At 46.6% G+C, this 648-nt stretch carries 1 protein-coding gene and 1 pseudogene; one reads left to right on the top strand and one right to left on the bottom strand.

From position 1 onward, the window contains the following. Window positions 1-241, bottom strand: a 241-nt coding sequence (locus A3750_RS12735; protein ID WP_197475020.1) for a hypothetical protein, incomplete at its 3' end; no start/stop codon positions are given. 208 nt (window positions 242-449) lie between these two features. Between A3750_RS12735 and A3750_RS12730 the strand changes: the two are divergent. Further along, window positions 450-648: pseudogene (locus tag A3750_RS12730) on the top strand (tyrosine--tRNA ligase); the annotation flags it as partial.

Genomic DNA, 648 nt, shown 5'->3' with positions numbered 1-648 from the left:
CGCCTTCTTTGACGGTAAAGCTGTGCCAATTCTCAACTGGCTTTGTTGGCTCAGCTGGCGGCTTTACTTCATCGTGTAGAGCAGCAATCGATGAGCTCGGCACGTCGCTAATTTCAAGCTGCACCGTCGTGCTCTTGTTGGCGTTTACTTTGCTGCTCGGGCTGATAAGCAGAACCAATGTCAGGAGAGCGCCAACAGTGCCGGCAGCAAGCATGTGGGTTTTAGGAAATGCGTGAACCAAAATTTTGCCTTAATTCAGTAACTAAACGGAGTGTTATAACAATATTTCTAAGTATAGAGCTCTTCGCGCACTCCGCAAAGAGGAAGTGCTGAAAGGAGGCTTACATCACGATTAAAATTGGTATAATGCCGCACTTTTTATGATTGAGAGCGTTTTATAAGCCCGAGAGGCGCATTGTAAGCGTTAAAGAGGGCTTGGAGAAGAGTTGATGGTAAGTGTAGAAGAGCAACTTGCGCTAATTAAGCGTGGTGCGGATGAGTTGATCGTCGAAGAGGAATTGGTCGAAAAATTAAAGGCTGGGAAAAGGCTTCGTGTAAAGGCGGGGTTTGATCCAACGGCTCCTGATTTGCATCTTGGTCATACCGTTCTCATTAATAAGCTGAAGCAGTTTCAGGATTTGGGGCACG

This window comes from Oleiphilus sp. HI0079 (genome assembly GCF_001635105.1).
Note: the sequence above shows the minus strand (reverse complement) of the source record. Positions and strands in the feature narration are given on the sequence as shown.